The following is a 13,785-nucleotide window of genomic DNA, read 5'->3' as shown; positions in this document are numbered from 1 at the left end:
AGTGATAACAACAACACACATGGGGGTTCCCCCCATCCCCCCAGAAAACCAGTATCCTTTACCGAAATTTTTAAAAGAGGTGCACAAAAATGAAAATAAAATGGCGAGTATCAAACAATTTTACCGGGGATTGCGCTGGCAGAAAAGATTATGCGAAAGCGGCCGCGCATTGCAAATATATTTCGCGGGAAAAAGAATGCCTCGAATTCGAGCACATTTCCCGAAATTTTGAAAATTTAAAAATTTTAAATGACAGATATGAAATTTCGCGGCGATGGACAGAAATATCGTGTAGCGAGACTGGAATTTCGTGCGAAAAAGATTTCGAAAAAATGCGAACCCGGAAAGACGCGAAGATTGCGGAAAAGTTTAACGTTCCACTTCCGAACGACATTTTTGAAAATTGCGATGCCGAAGAGCGAAAAAATATATGCCGAAAAATTGCGTATGCGGTAGCCGGAGACAGCGCGGATTTTTCGTATGCGCTACACAGGGGGAAAAAAGAGGGGCAAACACAAAACCTGCACCTACACGTCATTTTTCGCATGCGAAATCGAGACGGAAAAAAACCCCACTACACCAAAATAGAAAAAAATGACGAAATGGAAAAAATGCGGGAAAAAATAGCGGAAGTCTTGCGGGAGCAGGGATACGACGCCACCACAGAAAAACGGGCCGACCGGCCCAATACGAAAAAAATAAATGGCCAAAAGTGGGAGATGTGGAGAAAGGGAAAGTTGCGAAACTCCCGCGACGTGTCGGCATGCGAATATCTCGAAAAACGACGAAAATATGCGAACGAAAACCAAAAAATAGCGTATCTGGCGGCGAGAGTTTTTTTTGAGGGAGAGGGGGAAAAACTCCCAGAAAAATGGGGAATCATAGAGCGCGTCGCAAAAAACTCCAACAAAAAAAGAAAAACGTTGACAATTGTGGACATACAAACGGGAAAAAGCTATGCGCTACGAAGATTATTGGCGCTTCCAGAAAACGAAATTCGAAAAAAACTACAGGAAAAAATGAAAAAAATGAAAGAAATCGAAAAAACAACTCTCGAAATGCGCGAAAACGAAGCCGAAAAAGCTATACGAGAGCGGGAAAAGCGGTACGAAAGAGGAAAATATCGACAGGTAAAGGGGCCGGGGGTATGTGTACGCGCGTACGCGAACGGAGAGGTAGACATTATGTCAGCTTCAGAAGTATTTATTCGAAAAATATATATACATACAGACACCCCCATTTCGGATGATGAATTAAAAATTCTCGGGGAAAAAGCCGTAAAAAATCTAAAACGCGAAAAATGGGAAGAAAAAATGAAAATAAACGGGAGAGAAATAACGATAGGAACAGAAAAAGAGCGGAAAAAGGAGAAAAAGCCGGAAAAAGAGAAATATATTCCGGAAATGGAAATTTTATCCTAATTATAGGGGGAAAAAGATATGGCAAATACAGATTATTTGGAATATATTTTCAATTTGCTCAAAGCTGATGAATACTCAATTCGTGGATGGGAGGGCCGAACGGACGCCAGGGACATTTTGCGTGGATACGAGAAAATTTTGAAATGGGGGGAAGAAAATAGACAAAACTGTATTATTACTCCACATTCGTCTATTTTCCGTTATTTTCATACGTATTTCGCGTCGATGTACGATTTCAAAAATATGCAGGAACAAACCCTGGGGGAATATCACCCCACAAAATATGCGACGTATGCCCCGCTCGACACTCATTTTTCACCTCTTTTTATTCAGAAAATTGAAAATCCCGAAGGAGAGGGGGAGTATTCGGGCGCAGGAGATTATTATTTTAGCGTATTAAAATGCTACAGGGAGCCTGGAAATGAGGAAAGAGCGTATTTGGCGGCGCGACATGACATTTCTTCGAATTTTGGCGTTCCTCCAGCGTTATTTTCGCAAAAAAATGACGAAGAATGGGGATTTTTCCTCCCTGGCTCGCAGGTTTTTTCAGACTTTTTTTTAGGGGGAGGATTTAAAAAAATAGAAAAATATTACGTGGCAAAAGAGGAAGAAAAAGGAAATATATGTATGCATTGCCACGCCATATATCAGGATTTTTGCGGCGTTTTTCCTCCGGATGTGCGGGAAATTTTCGGAAAATCTCAGGTGGAAAAGGTGGAAAAGGTGGAAAAAGAAAAGAGCGATGAGTCAGGAACGGACGACATCGAAAAAATAATAGAAAGTATCTATTTTTTATTTTTAGAAAAAAATTTATCTTTGGGTGTCGCAGACGAAAAAATGATAAAAATATTAATTTTGTCTGGAAAAACCATAGCAAAAATTAAAGATTTATTAATAAAATTTTCGCCAAATATAAAAAAAATGGATATGTCGGCACAAAAAAATGATGAATACATGAACATCAAAATCGCGAAAGTGGCGAAGAAACTGGAAAAAGAAGAAATAGAAAAAGAAATACAAAAAATATCGGGAATGGAAGTTCCAGAAAAAAATGAAGACGAGGAAGAAGAAATTGAATTAATTTATTAATTTTCACTTTTTCGCATTTTTTTGCGAAAAGTGTCCCCAAAGCGCAAGCATACTTGCCTCTTTGGGGTCGTTGGGAGCCCTTGCAACTACTAACTTTTTTGGGGGGTTGGGGTATTTTGATACTGTATTTGTATTTTGGAAGTATATTTTTTGAGTTTTTTTTCGGGTTAAGGAGGAAAATTTAGGAGAGGTTAGGAGAGGGGGGGAGTTCTTTCCCCCCTTTTTATTTGTTTTAGTTTTTTTCTATTATTTTTTCTATTTTTCTAAAAAAAGCTACCGCGGAGAAAATATAATCTTCTTGCCATCCGTTTTCCATCGTCATATATTGTTGCATTTTTTTAAAATATTGTTTCACGTGAAACATTATTCCATTTCCTTCTACAAAAATTGCTTCCGAAAGTAAATAGCGAACGTAATGTCGCGGGTATCTTTCCAAAATGGAATACATCTCATTCTCTATCATAAAATCAAAAGCAGAATCCCAAAGAAAGTATATGTTTCGAATATATTTTTGTGCGTTTTTTAGTTCTGGCGCGCATACGCAATCTATATCCCCCCCGAAATATCCAACGAGGCCGCCATTTTCTGTCGCTTCTTCGAAAAATGCCGTACAAGGAATTACTTTTTGCATTTTTGTTCCCTCCTTATTTTTATTTTTTATCTTCCATATATATAGGATATATAGGGCATAAATCTTCTATTTTTTGCACTGCTTCTTTTTGTTTTTTTGGCGCGAGATGCGCGTACCGAAGCGTCATTTCCAAATTTGAATGGGTCATAAGTTTCTGAACAGTCAGAATATTTACGTCTTTCATGACTAATTGCGAGGCGAAATCATGCCGCATATCATGCCACCGAAAATTTTCAATTTTTGCATTTTTCAGTACTTTTTCCCATGCAGTACGGCAGTCGTGCATTTTTTTTCCTGTTCCGGGATGTGGAAAAATTAAATCGTTATCATTCGGATTTTTTTGTACCTCTTTCCATTTTTGTAATACATTTTTAACAATAATATTCATAGGAATATAATCCATTTTTTGGTTTTTGGCATTTTTCGCGCGTAAAGTTATTATCTCTCGCTCAAAATTTATATCCTCCCAACGCAGTGATAGCAACGCTCCGCGCCGTATACCGGTATTCAGGGAGAGCGTTACGGCCGGGAGGAGATAGTCTTTTCCTTGTCGCTTTTCCCTTTTTTTTAATTCTTCGAATAGTCTTTTTCTTTCGTCTGGAGACAAATATCGGACTGTTTCTCGCGAATCTGTTTCGGGCAGAGCTTTCATTTTTTTTTCAATAGCGGGGCAAGCGAAAATAATATCTCTTTCTTTTGCCCAGCGCAACATCGCCCGAAATGCGGAAACATACCTATTTATTGTTGCTGCTTTTTTGCTTTTTCTTTTTTTATCCCTCCATTTTTCGAGGTCGAAAATTGTCAATTCCGAACATTTTTTTTGAAAAAGACAAGAAAAAAGCGAAATAAAAATAAGCGTATTGTTAAAACTTTTATGATTTGCTTGCACGAATATTTTATATTTTTCAAAAACTTCTCCTACGGTCAGTTCTTTTGTTTTTTTTTCAGGTTCGAGGGGAATTTTACGAATAATTTTGGAGAGGAGCAGAGTAGCCATTTCGCGGGCAAGGGCGGGGGTCAGGACGTTTGCGTCGCCTATTTTTTTTGACGTCCGCGTACCCTCGGGGGTATAATAGTCTAAATAGAAAAATTTGCGTCCTGACGGTTCAACTCGAATTAACAGCCCCTTAATTTCAGTATCCCGTACACTATATCTTTTTTTATTCGGCTTTAAATTTTTTACATATGTGTTTGTCAGTTTTGCTACAGTCATTTTTTTTGGAGCCCCCTTATGATGTGTGTAGCCGGACTCTATTCAGACTCTATTTTGATATTATCATATGGGGAAAGAAGGGGCAAGAAGGGGAGCTTATAAAAAAATAAAAAACATGATGAATACTGGTTTTTATGGTGTTTTTAGCACGCAAACCCGCTCGTGGCCTTCCCCCCCTAAAAAGCCCCTTCACAACCATGGTAAGGATGGGGTCTCCGGTTCGAGTCCGGAAGTCGGCTCCATGTATTAGGAAGGGGGGCTGAATAAAGTCAGTTCCCCTTTTTTCGTGTCTTTTAACTCTTCTCTAATTTCTCTCCAAAGGCTAAAAAATCCCCCTGTTAGGTGGTCAAAAACAAGCGGATTTTTGATGCCCAAACATTACATTCAAGGAGGTCTTTGGCATGAAAAGAACAAGATTGGTTAACATTAAGTCGTTCCAGCCTCAAATTTGGCGGGGGTGCAGTGGTTAATAGGGGAATTTGATTTTTGAAAATAAATACTTTCAAGGGCCCAGCTTTAAAGCTGGGCCCTTTTTCTTATGCGATTTAAAAGATATCACAAAAAGTTTTTCATAGTTTATCATTTTTACATTGGCTTTAAATCATAAAAGAAATGTACTTCTGGTGAGCACATATGGATATTTTTGATTCGTATGATAAAATCTCTTCAGTAGTGTCCCAACTGTTTCCTTAAAACAAGAGAATACAGAGCCCGAAAGGGTAGAGATTCTATATACGCAGGGAGGCCTGAGAAGATATGGCAAAAGAGAAATTTGAAAGAGCGAAGCCCCATTTAAACGTAGGGACCATTGGTCACATAGACCATGGCAAGACGACATTGACAGCAGCAATCACGAAATGTTTGTCGACGAAAGGCTGGTCGAACTTCGAGGCGTACGACATGATCGACAAAGCGCCGGAAGAGCGCGAGCGAGGAATAACGATCAATATTTCCCACGTGGAATATCAGACAGAGCATCGTCACTACGCTCACATCGACTGCCCGGGGCACGCAGACTACATTAAGAACATGATCACGGGAGCAGCTCAGATGGACGGAGCGATTCTTGTTGTTTCCGCAGCAGATGGGCCCATGCCTCAGACACGGGAGCACGTTTTGTTGGCCCGCCAGGTCAACGTGCCTGCAATAGTCGTGTTCATGAACAAGACGGACCAGGTCGACGATGAGGAGCTTCTGGATCTGGTCGAGATGGAGATCAGAGAGCTTCTGAGCAAATATGACTTCCCTGGCGACGACGTTCCCATCATTCGAGGATCAGCATTGAAGGTTCTTGAGGAAGGGACCGGTGCAGAGGACGATCCAGTGAGCAAGTGCATATGGGATTTGATGGCTGCCTGTGATTCGTATATTCCGGCACCACAGCGAGAGACCGACAAGCCATTTCTTATGCCCATCGAAGACGTGTTCACGATTACCGGACGTGGCACGGTTGTTACTGGTCGAGTAGAGAGCGGCATGGTGAAGGCAGGCGAAGAAGTTGAGATCGTAGGGATTAAAGATACGATGAAGACGGTAGCCACCTCTCTTGAGATGTTCAGAAAGATATTGGACGAAGCCATGGCAGGAGATAACGTAGGAGTTCTTCTTCGTGGAGTTGACAAGGAAGATGTGGAGCGCGGTCAGGTATTGGCGAAGCCCGGTTCCATAAAGCCTCATACGAAGTTCAAGGCAGAGGTTTACGTACTGAAGAAAGAGGAAGGCGGCCGTCACACACCGTTCTTTGCAGGATACAAGCCCCAGTTCTACTTCAGGACGACCGACGTAACAGGAAGCATCAAACTCCCAGAGGGAGTTGAAATGGTAATGCCAGGGGACAATGCCACTTTTGAGGTAGACTTGATAGTTCCTATCGCTATGGATAAGGGACTTCGTTTTGCCGTCCGTGAAGGTGGACATACTGTCGGTGCTGGTGTTGTAACTGAAATTCTTGGGTAATTGGGAAGAAGGGAATTTTTATGGCAGATATTGTAGGTTTGCAGTGCACTGAGTGTAAGCAGAGAAATTACACGACCACAGTGAATAAGAAAAAGCAATCAAAGAAACTGGAACTTAACAAATATTGCAAGTGGTGCGATAAACACACCTTGCATAAAGAAACTAAGTAGTGTAGAATATACGCTGCTCGCAGGTCCGTAGCTCAATTGGCAGAGCACTGGTCTCCAAAACCGGGGGTTGCAGGTTCGAGTCCTGCCGGGCCTGCCATTTTTTTTGTTTAAAGATAGGAGGCCGAGGTTATGGAAAAAATCCTCAGCTTCGTGCGTGAAGCAAGAGCCGAGCTTAAGAAAGTAACGTGGCCAGGGAAGAAACAGGTGTGGTATTCAACTCTGGTAGTAATAGTATTTACCCTTTTTGTTGCTGCATATCTCGGCGTTATTGATTTAGCGTTAACGGGTCTTTTGTCGAGGCTTATTGGTTAGTGATACCAGTAAGAATGCTACGCCACAAGTAACGTAAATAGAAAGCAGGGAGGTGAGGGGGCCCGTCCGACCCCCCATTGTGTGATGGAAAGTAATGTTGAGCGGCGCTGGTATATCGTTCAGACTTATGCTGGGTACGAAAACAGGGTTAAAGCTAATCTCGAGCAGAGAATAGCGACTATGGGTATGGATGAAGAGATTTTTAGTGTCCTAGTCCCGGTGGAAGAGCGTGTTTTCGTAAAAGATGGCAAAAGTAAAAAAGTGACACGGAAACTTTATCCGAGCTATGTGCTTGTGGAGATGAAGCTGAACGATCAATCTTGGTATGTCGTCCGCCATACTCCTGGTGTTACAGGTTTTGTTGGAGCAGGAAATCACCCTATTCCTCTTTCTGAAAAAGAAGTAAAAGAAATTATGAGCAAGATTGGGAAGGATCAAGCTAAACCTAAGATTGAGATGAACCTTAAAATTGGGGATATTGTAAAGGTGAAGAGCGGTCCTTTTGAAGGGCAAGTAGGCCCTGTAGTGGAGATTGTTCCTGAAAAAGGGAAGGTAAAATTTACGGTGACGGTCTTTGGACGGGAGACTGTCGTGGAAACTGACTATATGGAGCTGGAGAAGCTCTAAGTATATATAGAACCTAAAGCGGGCGCTCTTCTAACTCTTTGTTTAAAAGGCGGAGGAGAGCTTTGCAGTAACGAGAGGAGATAGCGGTAATGGCAAAGAAAGTAGTTGCGCAGATCAAGTTGCAGTTGCCTGCAGGTAAGGCCACCCCGGCTCCCCCTGTAGGGCCGGCTCTTGGTCAGCATGGCGTGAATATTATGGAGTTTTGTAAGCAGTTTAACGCCAAAACTTCAGATCAGGCAGGGATGATTATCCCGGCTATTTTGACGGTATATGCTGACAGGAGTTTCACTTTTATCCTTAAAACTCCCCCTGCAAGTGTTTTGTTGAAGAAGGCTGCGGGGATTGAACGGGCGTCTGGTGAGCCCGATAAGGTAAAGGTGGCAAAGGTGAGCCGCGATAAGGTGAGAGAGATAGCTGAGCTTAAAAAAGCAGATTTGAATGCCAATGATGTGGATGCGGCTATGCGCATGGTAGAAGGCACAGCTCGTTCAATGGGGATTGAAATCGTCGGCTAGTTTTTTTGTTTAGCGATTGTGGCAGGGTCGGCCAGACCCGCTATGACCACGAGGAGGGACTTTAAAATGGCAAAAAGAGGTAAACGTTATTTAGCTATAAGGGAAAAAGTAGACAGCACGAAACTGTACGGATTGCGAGAGGCTATCGATCTTTTTAAAGAAGTTTCTACTGCGAAGTTTGATGAAAGCCTCGAAGTTCATATCCGTCTCGGCGTCGATCCCCGCCATGCAGACCAGCAAGTTCGTGGGACGGTAATTTTACCCCATGGTACGGGAGTTACTAAAAGAGTGCTGGTTCTTGCTGCCGGAGAAAAGGTTAAGGAAGCTGAAGAGGCAGGCGCGGACTTTGTCGGCGGAGATGATTTGATTCAGAAGATTAGTACAGGTTGGCTTGATTTCGACGCGGTAATTGCTACTCCAGATATGATGAAAAATGTAGGTCGCTTGGGGAAAATTTTAGGGCCACGGGGTTTAATGCCAAGTGCTAAGACGGGTACAGTAACCTTCGATATAGCTGATGCCGTGAAAGAAATTAAGGCTGGTCGTGTGGAGTTCCGTGTTGATAAGGCTGCTATAATTCATAATATGGTAGGGAAGAAGAGCTTCGAGGCTCAACAGCTGTATGAGAATGTAAAAGCTTTGTATCAGACGATTGTAAAGGCTCGCCCTGCTTCAGTGAAAGGTACCTATGTAAAGAGCTTTTATATCGCCCCTACTATGGGTGTTGGCATAAAGATAGATCCTATAGCTGCTGCGAAAGAAATAGCTGCGGAAGCATAAGAAAACTACAATTAAATAAGATATTTTGACAAGCCTAAGACAGTGGGCGCGCTTCAAGCGTCTAATGGAGTAATCCACCCACCGAGGTTTGGAGGTTACATGCCAAGGATAAGTGTTATCTTTGAAAGATACGTTATCTTTTGTAATGTTAGAATCTCCCGACCTAGATGGGTCGGGAGATTTTTTTTGAAGAGGAGGTGAACACATGCCTGCAAAAGTTAAGTATGATTTAGTTGATGAGTTGAAAGAAATGCTCAACAAGACCGAAGCAGTTTTTGTGGCAGAGTACAGAGGTCTTACTGTAGCTCAGATTACAGATCTTCGCGCTAAAGTCAGAGCAGCTGACGGCGAAATGAAGGTAGCTAAAAATACCCTCATGAAAATTGCTCTTCGAGAAGAAGAGATGCCTGTTCCAGAAGATATTATGGCTGGCCCTAACGTTTATACTATGGCTTACAGCGATCCTGTTGCTGTCGCAAAGGTGTTTAAAGACTTTGCTAAAGATAAAGCGAATAAGGCTTTTATCTTAAAGGGTGGAGTTTTGGGCGATTCTATTTTAAATGTAGCCCAGGTCGAAGCTTTGGCAGATCTCCCATCGAAGGAAGTGCTTGTTGCTCAGGTGGTTCGCACCATCGCAGCTCCTTTGTCTGGCCTTGTTACAGTTCTTTCCGGCCCGATCAGAGGGTTGGCCACATGCCTCTCTCAGATCAAGGAGAAGAAAGAGCAGGCTGCCTAATAAGGGTAGCGTAATACCCCATTGGGAATGGGTATGTTAAAAATGAATATAAACTAAATTTGAAGAGTTTTGATTAAGGAGGAACAATAGAAATGACCCACGAAGAGATCATTCAGGCTATTGAAGGTATGACGGTATTAGAGCTTTCTGAGCTCGTAAAGGCTCTTGAGGATAAGTTTGGAGTTTCTGCTTCTGCTCCTGCCATGGCTATGCCCATGATGATGCCAGGCGCCGCCCCTGCAGCTGCTGCAGAGGAAGAGAAGACCGAGTTTGATGTAGTTTTGAAGGGTGCTGGCTCTAACAAGATTGCTACAATTAAGGTTGTTCGTGAAGTTACAGGCCTTGGCCTGAAAGAGGCTAAAGAGCTTGTAGATAACGCTCCTAAACCTGTAAAGGAAGCTGTAAGCAAGGACGAGGCTGAAGAGCTGAAAAAGAAGTTTGAAGAGGCTGGAGCTGAAGTCGAAGTTAAGTAGAACGTCTGCACATACTGTTAAAAATGATGAGGAGGCTGCCCTTGTACTTAAGAGGCAGCCTCTTTTGTTTTCTAGACGAGAAAACATCAAAAGAGGTATAGTGTAGCTAACTTATAGTTGGGGGCATATTCTTGAAATTTATTGTGCCTGATTCTTTTCAACATGCGATAGCTGAACAACGACTTCTTGCAGAAAAAGTATCTATCCGCGATGAGCCTTTTCGGCTCACCACAGTGGCGGGAGTAGATGTAGCGTATAGCAGACGAGGCAAAAAAGCATTGGCCATTGCGGGGATTGTTTGCATGGAGTGGGGAACATTCTCTCCTATCTCCTATACATGGGCAATATATCCAGTTTCTTTCCCTTATTTAACGGGTTTACTCTCTTATAGAGAGGTTCCAGCACTTTTTGCCGCTCTTGAGCGCTTGGAATTGAGCCCAGACCTTTGGATGATTGATGGGGCGGGAATAGCCCATCCACGGAGAATAGGTCTTGCTTCTCACTTTGGGGTTCTTACAAATTTTGTGACTATAGGGGTGGCAAAAAGCCACCTTGTTGGCGTTTATGATGATCCTGGGAACGAGAAAGGGAGTCGATCACCATTATTCTATCAAGAAGAGCATGTAGGGTACGTTCTTCGCTCTAGAAATGGAGTGAAACCTCTATTCATAAGCCCTGGCCATCGAATTTCTCTTGAAAAATCGGTAGAGTTAGTTTTGAAAGCGTGTATAAAGTATCGACTTCCCGAACCTACTCGTGCGGCTCATCAATTTGTTACGCAAATACGTCGGAAGATAGCGGAGGAAGGATGGAAAAATGATGATTATTGATACGCATGTTCACGTTTATCCACCAGATGTAATACAGGATTTCGAGAAAATATCTGAAAGAGAAGATTACTTCGGACTCCTTTCCCATGGAAAGGTTCATAAGTGGGCAACGATAGAAGATGTAATTGTTCAAATGGACGAGGACGATATAGATCAATCGTGGATATTCGGTTTTGCTTTTAAGGATTTGGAGTTATGCCGTCATTGTAATAATTACGTTATTGAAGGTATCAAAAAATATCCTGATCGCTTGAAGGGGTTTGCTGTAGTGCCTCCTTTAGCTAGAGGTTCTGAGGAGGAAATACTTCGGTGTGCCGACGAAGGACTTATAGGAGTAGGGGAGCTTTTCCCAGGCGGGCAGCACTTTAACATCGATGATGTTCGGCAGACGTGGCGTTTTGTCGGTGCTTCTCAAGAGGCTGGAATGACTCTTCTTTTTCACACGGCAGAACCTGTTGGCCATGATTATCCTGGGAAGGGAAATGTAGGGCCTAAAGAAGCCGCTCAATTTTGTATAAACCATCCAGAAGCAAAAGTTATTTTTGCTCACTTTGGCGGCGGACTTTGGCTTTATGAATTGATGCCGGAAATGAAGAAATACCTTCAAAATGCCAGATATGATACGGCAGCCCTTCCATGGCTCTATCAACCACAAATTTTTCAAGCCATAATAGGTGCGGGAATATTAGAGAAAATGTTTTATGGGTCAGATTTCCCAATTCTCTCTTTTGAGAGGTATAAAAAGATTTTTAATCAGATATTTGGAGAGAAAGAGGGGGTAGATAATCTATTAGGAGAAAATGCAGCAAAATTCCTTTTGTCAAGGTGTTGACATATTCTGCAGTCATAGATATACTATCCTTCGCGTTGGTTGAGCGGTGAACGGGGCGGATAGTTCAGCGGAAGAACACTTGCCTTACACGCAAGGGGTCACAGGTTCGAACCCTGTTCCGCCCACCAAAACCAAACCCAGGACTTTGAGTGAAAGATTGTGGTGGGGTCGTAGCTCAGTTGGTTAGAGCGTCGGCCTGTCACGCCGAAGGTCGCGAGTTCGAGTCTCGTCGGCCCCGCCATTTTTTATCTTTGATAGGGACAAGGCGGGATAGCTCAGTAGGTAGAGCAGCGGACTGAAAATCCGCGTGTCCCCAGTTCGATTCTGGGTCCCGCCACCACTTACCGTCAACATGCGGAAGTAGCTCAGGGGTAGAGCACAACCTTGCCAAGGTTGGGGTCGCGGGTTCAAATCCCGTCTTCCGCTCCAAAGACTTTTCAATGGTGGCGGCATAGCCAAGTGGTAAGGCAGAGGACTGCAAATCCTTTATCCCCGGTTCGAATCCGGGTGTCGCCTCCATAATATATTTTGGCAGTTTAATATAATGACATTCCTCGGTAGCTCAATCGGCAGAGCGGGTGGCTGTTAACCACTAGGTTGCAGGTTCGAGTCCTGCCCGAGGAGCCAGATAATTCAAAGCCATTTCAGGAAACCCGAAATGGCTTTTTTGTTTTATCATCGTAAAAAAGCAAGTCTGTTTATTGGACAATCCCAAGCAGAATTTTTAGATAAAGATTAAACTCTCAAAAGTTTTAGAACTCCTATATGCTTCTTGGCCAATAGGTTAGATAAGAAGCATTCTCGGTATTCTTATAGAGTTGTTGAAGTGTTTTGTCGAGATTGCTGTTTATAGTGGCTTTGCTCATACTATCGGATAGCTTGGCAGCCTCTAGGTGAGCTATATAAAACAAGCCGTTTCGGGAACCCGAAAAACGGCTTGTTTACCTTACTCCAATATCTCCTGAACTCTTCCTACAATGCCACTTTCTAGGCGAACCTTTATCCCGTGGGGATGCGTCGGGCTTTTTGTGAGGAGATCTTTAACGATACCTTCAGTTAGCTGTCCCGTTCTTTGATGCTGCTTTTGAACGATTTTAACTCGAAGGCCCGGTGTTATATTTTTTCGTATGTTCCCTGACATTTAAAATTCCTCCCGCTGCTTATTTCTCCATGCATCTAGTTATTATGGCACTTTTTGACACGAGGAACAGAGCGACAAGTTGAATAAGAGTTGAGGTATATTCCAGCTAAAATCAACATGCCGCTGATAATCTTCACAGCAGAGAGACTTTCTCTTAAGAAGACCATTCCAAGCAGAACGGAAAGAAAAGGAGTTAGGTTTAAGAAAGCAGCAGATTTACTTGCTCCTATACTTTTTATGGAAATTTGTTGAAAGATATAACCTAGGGCAGATGCAAATATTCCAAGATATAAAATGGAGAGCCACCCTTTATATGTAGGGGTAACTTGAAAATCGAAAGCACCAGTTACCAACAAAAATGGAATAGTGATAATAAGAGAGAAAAGATTTTCGTAGCTCACCATAGTTATTGGAGGATAATTGTTGGCGACCTTTCTGCTTATGATTGTAAAAATGGCCAAGGCAAAAGAAGCTCCAACTTCATAAAAATCTCCAATGTTGAAGTCCATATGAAGTAGGGCGTGTATGTCCCCGTTTGTAATGAGAAAAACGACACCTGAAAGAGCTATTATCAAAGCACATATATTTTTAAGCCCTAAAGGTTCTTTAAGAAAGACAAAGGCCAGAATAGCTGTCATGAACGGTGTTGTAGCAAAAATAATCGCGGCATTTGTTACAGATGTGTAGAGTAACGCAAGAAAAAAGAAAAAGTTATTTGCAAAAACGCCTGTAAAACCAAGAAGGAACAGTATTGGAATGTCATGTGTTGATATTTTCCATTCTCCTTTTTTTCGCAAAGCAATGACGATAAAGATAAAAATAGAAGCTATAAGAAAACGGAAAAAAAGCAGATGTAAAGGTATAAATTCATCAACACCTAATTTGCCGCAGATATATGCTCCAGCCCATAATAATGTAGTGCTTAACATGGGTAGATATACTCCATAGTCCTTTATAAGATGATTCATATACGCTTTCCTCCCGCGATTTTGCTTATATTTAAGCAAAACATTCCGACAGTATAAGCGTTTTAGGCAAGGAGTCAACAGTTTTTACCAA

16 protein-coding genes, 7 tRNA genes and 1 other annotated feature are annotated in these 13,785 nt (G+C 42.4%); of the genes, 19 read left to right on the top strand and 4 right to left on the bottom strand.

Features of this window, described 5'->3' with window-relative positions:
- Positions 1 to 89: 89 nt before the first annotated feature.
- The gene (locus tag K360_RS0110130) at positions 90 to 1,421 is read left to right on the top strand and encodes a hypothetical protein (RefSeq protein ID WP_024823032.1); all 1,332 of its coding nucleotides are present in this window, start codon (positions 90 to 92) and stop codon (positions 1,419 to 1,421) included.
- Between the two features lie 594 nt (positions 1,422 to 2,015).
- Complete coding sequence (locus K360_RS11380) at positions 2,016 to 2,510, top strand: hypothetical protein (protein WP_156923409.1); 495 nt, start codon at positions 2,016 to 2,018, stop codon at positions 2,508 to 2,510.
- A gap of 232 nt (positions 2,511 to 2,742) precedes the next feature.
- Here K360_RS11380 and K360_RS0110120 read toward each other — a convergent pair whose 3' ends face one another.
- Positions 2,743 to 3,141, bottom strand: a complete 399-nt coding sequence (locus tag K360_RS0110120) for a hypothetical protein (protein ID WP_024823030.1) — start codon at positions 3,139 to 3,141, stop codon at positions 2,743 to 2,745.
- Positions 3,142 to 3,160: 19 nt separating this feature from the next.
- Positions 3,161 to 4,354, bottom strand: a complete 1,194-nt coding sequence (locus K360_RS11555) for a tyrosine-type recombinase/integrase (protein ID WP_024823029.1) — start codon at positions 4,352 to 4,354, stop codon at positions 3,161 to 3,163.
- Between the two features lie 756 nt (positions 4,355 to 5,110).
- Between K360_RS11555 and tuf the strand changes: the two genes are divergently transcribed.
- The 17 genes from tuf to K360_RS0110030 all read left to right on the top strand — a co-directional run bounded on the left by tuf (position 5,111) and on the right by K360_RS0110030 (position 12,212).
- Positions 5,111 to 6,310, top strand: a complete 1,200-nt coding sequence (gene tuf / locus K360_RS0110110) for an elongation factor Tu (RefSeq protein ID WP_024822571.1) — start codon at positions 5,111 to 5,113, stop codon at positions 6,308 to 6,310.
- A gap of 20 nt (positions 6,311 to 6,330) precedes the next feature.
- Positions 6,331 to 6,480 carry a 50S ribosomal protein L33 gene (gene rpmG, locus K360_RS0110105; RefSeq protein ID WP_024823028.1) on the top strand — a complete coding sequence of 50 codons (150 nt, stop codon included), beginning with the start codon at positions 6,331 to 6,333 and terminating at the stop codon, positions 6,478 to 6,480.
- Between the two features lie 21 nt (positions 6,481 to 6,501).
- Positions 6,502 to 6,577: transfer RNA gene (locus tag K360_RS0110100), tRNA-Trp, on the top strand.
- Between the two features lie 32 nt (positions 6,578 to 6,609).
- Positions 6,610 to 6,792 carry a preprotein translocase subunit SecE gene (secE, locus tag K360_RS0110095; protein ID WP_024823027.1) on the top strand — a complete coding sequence of 61 codons (183 nt, stop codon included), beginning with the start codon at positions 6,610 to 6,612 and terminating at the stop codon, positions 6,790 to 6,792.
- 84 nt (positions 6,793 to 6,876) lie between these two features.
- A complete protein-coding gene (gene nusG / locus K360_RS0110090) occupies positions 6,877 to 7,419 on the top strand; it encodes a transcription termination/antitermination protein NusG (protein ID WP_024823026.1) in 543 nt (180 codons plus the stop codon).
- Between the two features lie 89 nt (positions 7,420 to 7,508).
- Complete coding sequence (gene rplK / locus K360_RS0110085) at positions 7,509 to 7,934, top strand: 50S ribosomal protein L11 (protein ID WP_024823025.1); 426 nt, start codon at positions 7,509 to 7,511, stop codon at positions 7,932 to 7,934.
- Between the two features lie 66 nt (positions 7,935 to 8,000).
- A complete protein-coding gene (gene rplA / locus K360_RS0110080) occupies positions 8,001 to 8,714 on the top strand; it encodes a 50S ribosomal protein L1 (RefSeq protein WP_024823024.1) in 714 nt (237 codons plus the stop codon).
- A gap of 15 nt (positions 8,715 to 8,729) precedes the next feature.
- Positions 8,730 to 8,909 (top strand) — a sequence feature (ribosomal protein L10 leader region).
- Positions 8,910 to 8,919: 10 nt separating this feature from the next.
- A complete protein-coding gene (gene rplJ / locus K360_RS0110075; protein ID WP_024823023.1) occupies positions 8,920 to 9,450 on the top strand; it encodes a 50S ribosomal protein L10 in 531 nt (176 codons plus the stop codon).
- Positions 9,451 to 9,542: 92 nt separating this feature from the next.
- Positions 9,543 to 9,923, top strand: coding sequence for a 50S ribosomal protein L7/L12 (rplL, locus tag K360_RS0110070; protein WP_024823022.1), 381 nt, complete (start codon positions 9,543 to 9,545; stop codon positions 9,921 to 9,923).
- A 131-nt stretch (positions 9,924 to 10,054) separates the two neighbouring features.
- The gene (gene nfi / locus K360_RS0110065) at positions 10,055 to 10,753 is read left to right on the top strand and encodes a deoxyribonuclease V (RefSeq protein WP_024823021.1); all 699 of its coding nucleotides are present in this window, start codon (positions 10,055 to 10,057) and stop codon (positions 10,751 to 10,753) included.
- Positions 10,743 to 11,585 (top strand): amidohydrolase family protein, encoded by an 843-nt coding sequence (locus K360_RS0110060; RefSeq protein WP_024823020.1) that lies wholly within the window; start codon positions 10,743 to 10,745, stop codon positions 11,583 to 11,585. The genes nfi and K360_RS0110060 overlap by 11 nt, the downstream gene beginning before the upstream one ends.
- A gap of 53 nt (positions 11,586 to 11,638) precedes the next feature.
- Positions 11,639 to 11,713 (top strand) — tRNA-Val (locus tag K360_RS0110055).
- A gap of 36 nt (positions 11,714 to 11,749) precedes the next feature.
- A tRNA-Asp gene (locus tag K360_RS0110050) sits at positions 11,750 to 11,826 on the top strand.
- 23 nt (positions 11,827 to 11,849) lie between these two features.
- A tRNA-Phe gene (locus tag K360_RS0110045) sits at positions 11,850 to 11,925 on the top strand.
- Between the two features lie 14 nt (positions 11,926 to 11,939).
- Positions 11,940 to 12,014: transfer RNA gene (locus K360_RS0110040), tRNA-Gly, on the top strand.
- A gap of 16 nt (positions 12,015 to 12,030) precedes the next feature.
- Positions 12,031 to 12,104, top strand: a tRNA-Cys gene (locus K360_RS0110035).
- Positions 12,105 to 12,136: 32 nt separating this feature from the next.
- Positions 12,137 to 12,212, top strand: a tRNA-Asn gene (locus K360_RS0110030).
- Positions 12,213 to 12,531: 319 nt separating this feature from the next.
- On the opposite strand, the gene K360_RS0110025 is transcribed toward K360_RS0110030, so the two are convergent.
- A complete protein-coding gene (locus K360_RS0110025) occupies positions 12,532 to 12,726 on the bottom strand; it encodes a YwbE family protein (protein WP_024823019.1) in 195 nt (64 codons plus the stop codon).
- Positions 12,727 to 12,761: 35 nt separating this feature from the next.
- Complete coding sequence (locus K360_RS0110020; RefSeq protein WP_024823018.1) at positions 12,762 to 13,694, bottom strand: DMT family transporter; 933 nt, start codon at positions 13,692 to 13,694, stop codon at positions 12,762 to 12,764.
- Positions 13,695 to 13,785 lie beyond the last annotated feature (91 nt).

This window comes from Aminobacterium mobile DSM 12262 (genome assembly GCF_000526395.1).
In the GTDB taxonomy this organism is placed as follows: domain Bacteria; phylum Synergistota; class Synergistia; order Synergistales; family Aminobacteriaceae; genus Aminobacterium; species Aminobacterium mobile.
The sequence above is the reverse complement of the archived record's forward strand: the minus strand, read 5'-3'. Positions and strand labels throughout refer to the sequence as shown.

What these genes read in the sequence shown, in the direction of transcription:
- rpmG (WP_024823028.1), top strand. Translation starts at nt 6,331, where the DNA reads ATGGCAGATATTGTAGGTTTGCAGTGCACTGAGTGTAAGCAGAGAAAT.
- K360_RS0110025 (WP_024823019.1), bottom strand. Translation starts at nt 12,726, where the DNA reads ATGTCAGGGAACATACGAAAAAATATAACACCGGGCCTTCGAGTTAAA.
- rplA (WP_024823024.1), top strand. Translation starts at nt 8,001, where the DNA reads ATGGCAAAAAGAGGTAAACGTTATTTAGCTATAAGGGAAAAAGTAGAC.
- nusG (WP_024823026.1), top strand. Translation starts at nt 6,877, where the DNA reads ATGGAAAGTAATGTTGAGCGGCGCTGGTATATCGTTCAGACTTATGCT.
- rplL (WP_024823022.1), top strand. Translation starts at nt 9,543, where the DNA reads ATGACCCACGAAGAGATCATTCAGGCTATTGAAGGTATGACGGTATTA.
- K360_RS0110130 (WP_024823032.1), top strand. Translation starts at nt 90, where the DNA reads ATGAAAATAAAATGGCGAGTATCAAACAATTTTACCGGGGATTGCGCT.
- secE (WP_024823027.1), top strand. Translation starts at nt 6,610, where the DNA reads ATGGAAAAAATCCTCAGCTTCGTGCGTGAAGCAAGAGCCGAGCTTAAG.
- K360_RS11555 (WP_024823029.1), bottom strand. Translation starts at nt 4,354, where the DNA reads ATGACTGTAGCAAAACTGACAAACACATATGTAAAAAATTTAAAGCCG.
- K360_RS0110120 (WP_024823030.1), bottom strand. Translation starts at nt 3,141, where the DNA reads ATGCAAAAAGTAATTCCTTGTACGGCATTTTTCGAAGAAGCGACAGAA.
- rplK (WP_024823025.1), top strand. Translation starts at nt 7,509, where the DNA reads ATGGCAAAGAAAGTAGTTGCGCAGATCAAGTTGCAGTTGCCTGCAGGT.
- K360_RS0110060 (WP_024823020.1), top strand. Translation starts at nt 10,743, where the DNA reads ATGATTATTGATACGCATGTTCACGTTTATCCACCAGATGTAATACAG.
- K360_RS0110020 (WP_024823018.1), bottom strand. Translation starts at nt 13,694, where the DNA reads ATGAATCATCTTATAAAGGACTATGGAGTATATCTACCCATGTTAAGC.
- rplJ (WP_024823023.1), top strand. Translation starts at nt 8,920, where the DNA reads ATGCCTGCAAAAGTTAAGTATGATTTAGTTGATGAGTTGAAAGAAATG.
- tuf (WP_024822571.1), top strand. Translation starts at nt 5,111, where the DNA reads ATGGCAAAAGAGAAATTTGAAAGAGCGAAGCCCCATTTAAACGTAGGG.